The organism is Rathayibacter sp. AY1A4 (assembly GCF_002930955.1).
Classification (GTDB): Bacteria; Actinomycetota; Actinomycetes; order Actinomycetales; family Microbacteriaceae; genus Rathayibacter.
The window spans coordinates 1-8,649 of sequence record NZ_PSTN01000049.1; the positions used below are offsets into that span (position 1 = coordinate 1).

The window sequence follows — 8,649 nt, forward strand, 5'->3', positions numbered from 1 at the left end:
GGCGGGATCTCGAGACGCCCTCCGGGCTGCTCCATCAGCATGCGCGGCGGAAGGGTCTATCCGCCCGCGCGGCGCGCTCCCGAGCCCGGCCCGCCCGCGTGTGCCCGAAGACGCCGGACCTCCCCGTCGGCGAGCCCTTCGCGAGCCGGTGCGCGCCTCCTCCCGCCTCCGCCGTCGAGGCCCGGCTCCGGGCGCTCCTCGCCGAGCGGCTCGTCTTCGATCCGGCGCACACGGCGGTGCGTCTCGCGCGGCCGTTCTTCGAGCACTGCGAGGCGTGGCCCGACCTGGTGCTCGGCGAGCTGCGCGTCGCGATCGAGTACGACTCCACCGGCCGTCACGGACTCGAGCACGTCGGGCACCGCGAGGAGGCCGACCGGCGGAAGGACCGCGCGCTCCGCTCCGCCGGATGGGAGGTGGTGCGCATCCGCACGGGGAAGCTGCTGCCGCTCGGCCCCCACGACCTGGTCGCCACGGGAGTCACGGCCGCGCTGGCGGACCGTCTGGTCGACCGGCTCCGCGATGTCCGCGGTCCGCTGCTCGTCGACGCCTGGGGGCGCTGAGCGCGTCGCGCGGCGGCTGCGGGACGGTCCTCCGGGACCCGCCCCCGTCGCTCCCTCCCCGTCGCTCCCTCCCCGTCGCTCCGTGCAGGTGTCCGGCTCGGCGGAACGGGACCCGCGGACGCAGTGCCGGCGAGCGGGAACCGTCGCGTGGGAACCGGCGAGTCGGAGCGGTCGAGTCGCAGCCGCCCGCTCGCAGCCGACGCGTCAGAGCCGCAGGGCCAGCGCCTCGCTGCGCCAGCGGCGGTGCAGGGCCCAGGGGTCGGGCTCCCCGGCGCGCACGGTCTCGATGTGGGCGTCGAGCACGGGGCTGCGCGCGAACCACTCGGTGCGCTCCAGGCGCTCGTCGGCGAACTGGGCGTGCCGATGCTGCTCGAGTGCTCGCCCGCCGCGCTCGAACGCGAGGAGCTCCTCGTGCCGGAGCCGGTGGAGGCGCTGCCGGGGATTGCCGCTGGTGCCGATCTTGATCCGCTCGCCGAAGCGGATGTAGTAGACGACGTCGACCCGGGGCGGCGGGAGCTCGCCGTCGGGAGCATCGCCGAGCCGCCACTCGCAGGCGGCGCAGAGCCAGGCGGAGGGGAGCCGGACGCCCAGGCGGGACCCGCACGCCGCGCACGGCGAGGGCAGGGCGTCGATCACGCCGTCCTCGCGGGCGACCCAGTCGTGCGCGAGCCCGAGGTGCGCCGCGCAGAGCGCGAGGGGGGCGCCCGTCTCGGCCGAGGACGCGCACCCTCCGATCGCGCACGCTGACATGCCGCCGACGCTAGGTGCGACCCCCGACATCGCGCCGCCGTCGACCGCGCCGCCGCGAGCACGCAGGAGTCGGAGTGCTCGCTCTCGAGGACGGCGGCACCCGCGCGCTCGCTGCCCGGCGGATCAGCTCAGGCGGTCGACCAGCGACGAGGCGAGGCCCGTGTAGCCGCCCGGCGTCAGCGCCAGCAGGCGCTCCTTCGCCGCGTCGCCGATGTCGAGACCCTGCACGAAGACGGCGAGGTCGTCGGCACCGAGGCGCTTGCCGCGGGTCAGGTCCTTCAGCAGCGCGTACGGGTCGGTGATCGAGGAGCGGCCGGCCGCCACCTCTGCGCGGATCACCGTCTGGATCGCCTCGGCCAGCACCTCCCAGTTGCCGTCGAGGTCGGCGGCGAGGGCGGTCGGGTCGAGGTCGATCTCGAGCAGGCCGCGGGCGATGTTGTCGAGGGCGAGGAGGGAGTGGCCGAACGCGACGCCGATGTTGCGCTGCGTGGTCGAGTCGGTGAGGTCGCGCTGGAGGCGCGAGGTGACCAGGGTCTGCGCGAGCGAGTCGAGCAGGGCGCTGGAGAGCTCGAGGTTCGCCTCGGCGTTCTCGAAGCGGATCGGGTTGATCTTGTGCGGCATCGTGGACGAGCCGGTCGCCCCGGCCTGGGGGATCTGCCGGAAGTAGCCGAGCGAGATGTAGGTCCAGACATCGGTGCAGACGTTGTGCAGGATGCGGTTCGCGTGCGCGGCCCTGCCGTAGAGCTCGGCCTGCCAGTCGTGCGACTCGATCTGGGTGGTCAGCGGGTTGAAGACGAGGCCGAGGGAGGTGACGAACTCCTCCGCGAGGGCGGGCCAGTCGGTGCCGGGGTCGGCGGCGAGGTGCGCGGCGAACGTGCCCGTCGCTCCGCTGAACTTGCCCAGGTACTCCGTCGCCTCGATCTGCGCGACGACCCGCTCGAGCCGGTACGCGTAGACGGCGAACTCCTTGCCCATCGTGGTCGGGGTCGCGGGCTGGCCGTGGGTGCGGCTGAGCATCGACTCGTCGCGGTAGCGGACGGCCAGCTCCCGGAGCGACGCGACGACCGAGCGCAGCTTCGGCAGCCAGATCTCGCCGACGGCCTGGCGGACCACGATCGCGTAGGAGAGGTTGTTGATGTCCTCGCTGGTGGCGGCGAAGTGGGTGAGCTCGGCGATGCGCTGCAGGCCCAGCTCCTCGAGCCACTGGCGGACGAGGTACTCCACGGCCTTCACGTCGTGGCGGGTGCGGGCCTCGAGGGTCGCCAGCTCGTCGATCTCGGGCTGGCCGAAGTCGCGGGCGCGGCGGCGCAGCTCCTCGGCGGTCGCCGCGTCGACGGGCTCGGAGCCGAAGAGGCGGCGGTCGGTCAGCGCCAGCAGCCACTCGACCTCGACGTGCACACGCGCGCGGTTCAGCCCCGCCTCCGAGAGGTACTCGCCGAGCGACGAGACGGCACCGCTGTAGCGGCCGTCGAGGGGGCTCAGCGGCTGGGTGGGGAGCGAGGTCATGCGGTGGTGCCTTCCGGTTCTCAGGTGTCCTGCGCGAGTGCGGCGCGCGCGTCGGTGGAGTCGGGGCGGACCGAGCGGTTGCCGCGCAGTCCTGGTTCGATCTGGGCGAAGAGGGCCCGGCAGGCGCGCTCGATGAGCGCGAGCACCGAGTCGAACGCCGCCGCATCGGAATAGTAGGGGTCGGGGACGTCGCCCTGCGGGGAGAGGCCGGGCTCGAAGTCGAGCAGGCGGCGGATCTTCTGCCGGTCGACCTCGGTGCGCGCCCAGGAGCGCAGCGCGCGCTCGTGCCCGTGGTCGAGCGCGACGACCAGGTCGAACTCGGCGAAGCGGGACGGGTCGAAGAGCTGCGCGCGGTGGCGGCCCCCGTCGAAGCCGTGCCGCTCCAGCGCCGCGAGGGCGCGGCTGTCGGCGTGCTCGCCGAGGTGCCACTCGCCGGTGCCGGCCGAGCTGATCTCGATCGCGGAGCCGAGCCCCGCCTGCTCCGCCAGGGAGCGCAGCACCACCTCGGCCATCGGCGACCGGCAGATGTTGCCGGTGCAGACGAAGCACACGGCGAAGGCCGAGGGTGCAGGGGAGTCGGGGGTCACCCGCCCATCATGGCGCACCGCGGCTCCTCCACAGCAGGCCGATCGCGGCCGCCGTCCACCGATGGCGCGCGCGGCCTCCCGGGCGGCGGCGGCGCGGCCGATGCTGACTGCCGAGCCCGCGGTGTCAGTCCTGACGGCGGCGGAGGAAGGGGCGCAGGAGGAGGCCGATGAACCAGTTCACCAGGGCGAGCACGAGGGCGCCGAGCACGCCCCACCAGAAGCCGTCCACGACGAGGCCGAAGCCGAAGAGGCCGCTGATCCAGGCGGTCAGGAGCAGCAGGAGGCCGTTGACGAGGAACGAGACCAGGCCGAGCGTCAGCAGGTACAGGGGGAACGCGACCACCCGCACCACTCCGCCGACGACGGCGTTGACGACGCCGAAGATCACCGCGACCAGCAGGTACGTGAGGACCGCCGCGGCGGGGCCCTCCTCGTACGGGTCCACGCGCACGCCCGCCACGACCAGGGTCGTGAGCCAGATCGCGACGGCGTTGGTCAGGAGGCCGAGGAGGAGTCTGCTCATGCCTCCACTATCCCCGCAGGCGGGGCGCGCCGCGAGCCGGGGCTCAGGTGAGGGGCCCGCCGATGGTCGGCTCGGGCGCAGGAGTGCAGAGGCGAGGGTCGTCGGCGCAGGTCCGCGGAGGGAGCACCGCGGTGGGCTCGGGCTGCGGCAGGGGCTCCGCCGTCGGCTGCGGGGCCTCGGTCGGCTCCTGGGTCGGCTCGGGCGCACTGGTCGGCCGGGGAGCGGCGGGAGGCGCGGGGCGCGGGGGAGGAGCGAATCCGCTGCCCGGCTCCGGGATGAGCGGCTCGCGCGCCTCGATCACGGCGACGGCCAGCGGAGCGACCGCGGCTCCCGAGGCGAGGGCGCTCCGGAGCTGCTCGACCGCGTCGGTCAGCACCGCCCGCCGGGACGTCGATCCGCGACCGGAGGCGAGGGTCGACGTGGCGAGGCCGAGCACTCGCTCGGCCAGCGCCGTCCGCTGCTCCCCGGCCGCGGTCGTCGCGGTGGTGATGGCGTCGGCCGAGACTCCCTCGAGCGCTGCGTTCAGGGCTCCGATCGCCACCAGCAGATCGGTGCGGGCCGCGCCCGCGACGGTGCCGTCCGTCGCGGTGAGGAGCGCGAGCGAGTCGTCCCGCAGCGCGAGGCCGGCCTCGCGCGCGGCGGTGTAGGCCGGGGGAGCGGCGACGTCGATGGACGTCTCCCGGAGAGTCGGGGTCGCCTGTGTGCCCTCCGCGGAGGGCGTGCATCCGGTGAGCGCGCCGGCGGCGACGAGCAGGGCGATCGCGGCCGTGGCGCCCCGGAGGAGCGGGCGCGCACCCCCGCGCCGCTCGGCTCGCCCTCGACTCCGCATCACTGCACCCTAATCGGGGGACGGCCGCCGTGGGCGCCGGTCAGCGGGGCGGTTCGCGCATCCGAGACCCGGGTCGGCCGCACCTCCGGGCCGCACCCACGGCGCTCGACCGGTGGGAAGGGGGCCCGGCGCACACCCGTCGAGGGCGGGGGACGGCGCGCGCGGAACGGCGGGGCGCCCGCCGCCGCGCCGCCTAGCATGGGGCGGGTGACCGACCAGCAGGAGCCTCCCGTCCGCCTCCGCCCCGAGATCCTGGCGCTCCCCGCCTACAAGCAGGGCCGCGCGGCCGCCGCCGACGCCTTCAAGCTCTCCTCCAACGAGAACCCGTTCGACCCGCTGCCCTCCGTGCTCGCGCGGGTCCGCGAGGTGGACGACTTCAACCGGTACCCGGACGCGGCGGCGACCGCCCTGCGCACAGCGCTCGCCGCGGAGTACGGCGTCCCGATCGAGGAGGTGATCGTCGGAGCCGGCTCCGTCGCGGTCATCGCCCAGCTGATCACCGCGGCGGCGGGCCCGGGCGACGAGGTCGTCTACGCCTGGCGCTCGTTCGAGGCCTACCCCTCGCTCGTCACGACCGCGGGCGCCACCAGCGTGCGCGTGCCGCTCCGCGCCGACGACACCCACGACCTCGACGCCATGGCCCAGGCCGTCACCGAGCGCACCCGCCTGCTGATCGTCTGCAGCCCCAACAACCCCACCGGCACCGTCGCCACCGCCGACGACGTCGAGGCGCTCCTCGAGCGCGTCCCGGGAGACGTCCTCGTGCTCCTCGACGAGGCCTACGCCGAGTTCGTCGACGACGAGCGGGCCGTGGACGGCACCCGCCTGCTCGGCCGCTACCCGAACCTCGTGATCGCCCGCACCTTCTCCAAGGCGTACGGCCTCGCCGGCCTCCGCGTCGGCTACGCGATCGGCCACGCGCGGATCCTCGACGCCGCCCGCTCCACCGCCATCCCGCTCTCGGTCACCCGGTTCGCCGAGACCGCGGCGGTCGCCTCCCTCGAGCACCGCGAGGAGCTCCTCGAGCGCGTCCACCGCATCACCCGCCTCCGCGACGACCTCTGGCGGGCGCTGCTCGACCAGGGCTGGACGATCCCGGAGTCGCAGGCGAACTTCCTCTGGTTCGACACCCGCGAGGACACGGCGCGGGCCGCCGAGGTCTTCGAGCGCGCCGGGGTCGTGGTCCGCGCGTTCCCGCCGGAGGGGATCCGCGTCTCCGTCGGCGAGGCGCGCTCTGTCGACAAGCTCCTCAGCGCGGCGGCCGAGATTGTGGCTTCCCTCCCCGAGGGCCACCCCGCGAGACGGATAGGTTAGTCGGGTGGTAGCCACCAGCACGGAGTCGCCGACTGTCCAGTTCCTCTCCGCGGACGGGCGGTTCTCGCCGACCCCCGCGGCCGAGCAGTACGCCTCCTACCTCGACGGGGTGGACGAGGCGCAGCACCGCTCCTTCTACCGCGAGATGGCGGTGGTCCGCCGCTTCGACACCGAGGCCGCGAACCTGCAGCGCCAGGGCCAGCTCGGACTGTGGGTCCCGAGCCATGGGCAGGAGGCGGCGCAGGTCGGCTCCGCGTTCGCGATGCGCCCGCAGGACCACGTGTTCCCCTCCTACCGCGAGCACGTCGTCGGCAAGATCCGCGGCATCGACCTGCTCGGCGTCCTCGCGCTCCTGCGCGGCACGACGCACGGCGGCTGGGACCCGACCGACCCGACGAACGGGAACTTCCACCTCTACACGCTGGTGCTCGGCTCGCAGGCCCTGCACGCGACCGGCTACGCGATGGGCCTCACCCTCGACGGAGCGACCGGCACGGGCGACCCCGAGAAGGACGCGGCCGTCGTCGTCTACTTCGGCGACGGCGCCTCCAGCCAGGGCGACGTCAGCGAGGCGATGGTCTTCGCCGCGAGCTACCAGGCTCCCGAGGTCTTCTTCCTCCAGAACAACCACTACGCGATCTCGGTCCCCGTGGCCACGCAGTCGCGCAGCCCCCTCTACCTCCGCTCCTCCGGCTTCGGCATCCCCGGCGTGCAGATCGACGGCAACGACGTGCTCGCGAGCTACGCGGTCACCGCCAAGCACCTGCAGGACGCGCGCTCCGGCGGCGGTCCCCAGTTCATCGAGGCGCTGACGTACCGGATCGGCGCGCACACCTCGAGCGACGACCCGACGAAGTACCGCACCGACGACGAGCTCGCCTCGTGGGTCGCGAAGGACCCGATCACCCGCTTCGCCGCGTTCCTGCGGAGCGAGGGCGTGGAGCAGTCCTTCTTCGACGAGGTCGACGAGGAGGCGAAGGACTTCGCGTCCGACATCCGCCGCCGCCTCCTCGCCCTCGAGGTCCCGCCCACGGGCGTCATGTTCGACCACGTCTACTCGGAGCCGCACGTGCTCGTCGAGGAGCAGAAGGCGTGGCTGCAGCGCTACGAAGAATCGTTTGGAGGCGAGTGATGACGATCGACACCAGCACGACGGCCGCGCAGCCGCCCCTCACCGGGTCGCAGCTCGAGTCCATGTCCATGGCCAAGGCGCTCAACGCCGGCCTCCGCCGCGCGATGACGCAGGACGACCGCGTCCTCCTGATGGGCGAGGACATCGGCCCCCTGGGCGGCGTCTTCCGCATCACCGAGGGCCTGCACGCCGAGTTCGGCGCGAAGCGCGTGCTCGACACGCCGCTCGCCGAGTCCGGCATCGTCGGCACCGCGATCGGGCTCGCGATGCGCGGCTTCCGCCCGGTCTGCGAGATCCAGTTCGACGGGTTCATCTACCCGGCGTTCGACCAGATCACCTCGCAGCTGGCCAAGATGACCAACCGCCACGAGGGCGCGATCACCATGCCCGTCGTCATCCGCGTGCCCTACGGCGGGCACATCGGAGCGGTCGAGCACCACCAGGAGAGCAACGAGGCGTACTTCGCGCACACCGCGGGCCTGCGCGCGGTCAGCCCGTCGACTCCCAACGACGCCTACTGGATGATCCAGGAGGCCATCGCCTCGGACGACCCCGTCATGTTCTTCGAGCCCAAGAGCCGCTACTGGCCCAAGGGCGACGTCGACCTCAGCGGGTCCGCCGCGCCGCTGCACGCCAGCCGCGTCGTCCGCCCGGGCACCGAGGTCACGCTGGTCGGCTGGGGCCCGATGGTCGCCGTCCTCCTCCAGGCCGCCGAGCTCGCGGGCGAGGAGGGCACGAGCGTCGAGGTCGTCGACCTGCGCTCACTCTCCCCGATCGACTGGGAGCCGTTGCTCGCGTCGGTCCGCAGGACCGGTCGGCTCGTCGTCGCGCAGGAGGCGTCCGCGAACGTGAGCCTCGGCTCCGAGATCGCGGCGACCGTCACCGAGCGCGCCTTCTTCTCGCTGGAAGCGCCGGTCCTCCGGGTCGCCGGCTTCGACACCCCCTTCCCGCCCGCCAAGGTCGAGAAGCTCTTCCTCCCCGACGTCGACCGCGTGCTCGAGGCCGTCGACCGCTCGCTCGCGTACTGACGCGCGCGACATCCGCCCGCACGAGCCCACAGGAGTCCCCCCGATGACAGAGCAGTTCCTCCTCCCCGACGTCGGCGAGGGCCTCACCGAGGCCGAGATCGTGGCCTGGAAGGTCAAGGTCGGCGACGAGGTGGCCGTCAACCAGGTCCTCGTCGAGATCGAGACCGCCAAGTCGCTCGTCGAGCTCCCCTCGCCGTTCAGCGGCACCGTGGTCGACGTGCTCGTCGACGAGGGCCAGACGGTCGACGTCGGCACCGCGATCATCACAGTCCAGGCCGGAGCCGGCTCGATCGGCTCCGAGGTGCCCGCGATCCCGGCCCACCCCGCGCAGCTCGTCAACGTGATCGCGCCGATCATGACCGAGCCGGGCGGAGCCGCCTGGCGCCAGACCACGTTCTTCCCGTTCTCGACCACCGCGCG

9 protein-coding genes and 1 pseudogene are annotated in these 8,649 nt (G+C 73.6%); 5 read left to right on the top strand and 5 right to left on the bottom strand.

Annotated elements, in window-relative coordinates:
• A pseudogene (locus C5B92_RS16620) lies at positions 1 to 560 on the top strand (hypothetical protein); the annotation flags it as partial.
• 204 nt (positions 561 to 764) lie between these two features.
• Here the strand turns inward: C5B92_RS16620 and C5B92_RS16625 are convergent.
• From C5B92_RS16625 to C5B92_RS16645, 5 genes are all read right to left on the bottom strand, one after another.
• Positions 765 to 1,310, bottom strand: coding sequence for a GIY-YIG nuclease family protein (locus C5B92_RS16625; RefSeq protein WP_104274485.1), 546 nt, complete (start codon positions 1,308 to 1,310; stop codon positions 765 to 767).
• 123 nt (positions 1,311 to 1,433) lie between these two features.
• Positions 1,434 to 2,816 (bottom strand): adenylosuccinate lyase, encoded by a 1,383-nt coding sequence (gene purB / locus C5B92_RS16630; protein ID WP_104256441.1) that lies wholly within the window; start codon positions 2,814 to 2,816, stop codon positions 1,434 to 1,436.
• 20 nt (positions 2,817 to 2,836) lie between these two features.
• Positions 2,837 to 3,403 carry a low molecular weight protein-tyrosine-phosphatase gene (locus tag C5B92_RS16635; protein WP_181027248.1) on the bottom strand — a complete coding sequence of 189 codons (567 nt, stop codon included), beginning with the start codon at positions 3,401 to 3,403 and terminating at the stop codon, positions 2,837 to 2,839.
• Positions 3,404 to 3,527: 124 nt separating this feature from the next.
• The gene (locus C5B92_RS16640) at positions 3,528 to 3,926 is read right to left on the bottom strand and encodes a phage holin family protein (RefSeq protein ID WP_104275851.1); all 399 of its coding nucleotides are present in this window, start codon (positions 3,924 to 3,926) and stop codon (positions 3,528 to 3,530) included.
• Between the two features lie 43 nt (positions 3,927 to 3,969).
• On the bottom strand, positions 3,970 to 4,755 hold the full coding sequence (locus C5B92_RS16645; RefSeq protein ID WP_146079384.1) for a hypothetical protein: 786 nt from the start codon (positions 4,753 to 4,755) through the stop codon (positions 3,970 to 3,972).
• Between the two features lie 198 nt (positions 4,756 to 4,953).
• Here C5B92_RS16645 and hisC point away from each other — a divergent pair, with 198 nt between their 5' ends.
• From hisC to C5B92_RS16665, 4 genes are all read left to right on the top strand, one after another.
• Positions 4,954 to 6,069, top strand: a complete 1,116-nt coding sequence (hisC, locus tag C5B92_RS16650) for a histidinol-phosphate transaminase (RefSeq protein WP_104226632.1) — start codon at positions 4,954 to 4,956, stop codon at positions 6,067 to 6,069.
• Between the two features lie 4 nt (positions 6,070 to 6,073).
• Positions 6,074 to 7,201 (top strand): thiamine pyrophosphate-dependent dehydrogenase E1 component subunit alpha, encoded by a 1,128-nt coding sequence (locus C5B92_RS16655; RefSeq protein WP_104226633.1) that lies wholly within the window; start codon positions 6,074 to 6,076, stop codon positions 7,199 to 7,201.
• Positions 7,202 to 7,263: 62 nt separating this feature from the next.
• Entirely contained in the window at positions 7,264 to 8,229 is a 966-nt protein-coding gene (locus C5B92_RS16660; protein ID WP_181028888.1) for an alpha-ketoacid dehydrogenase subunit beta, read from the top strand.
• 43 nt (positions 8,230 to 8,272) lie between these two features.
• The coding region (locus C5B92_RS16665) for a biotin/lipoyl-containing protein (protein WP_308471290.1) at positions 8,273 to 8,649 on the top strand (377 nt) is incomplete at its 3' end.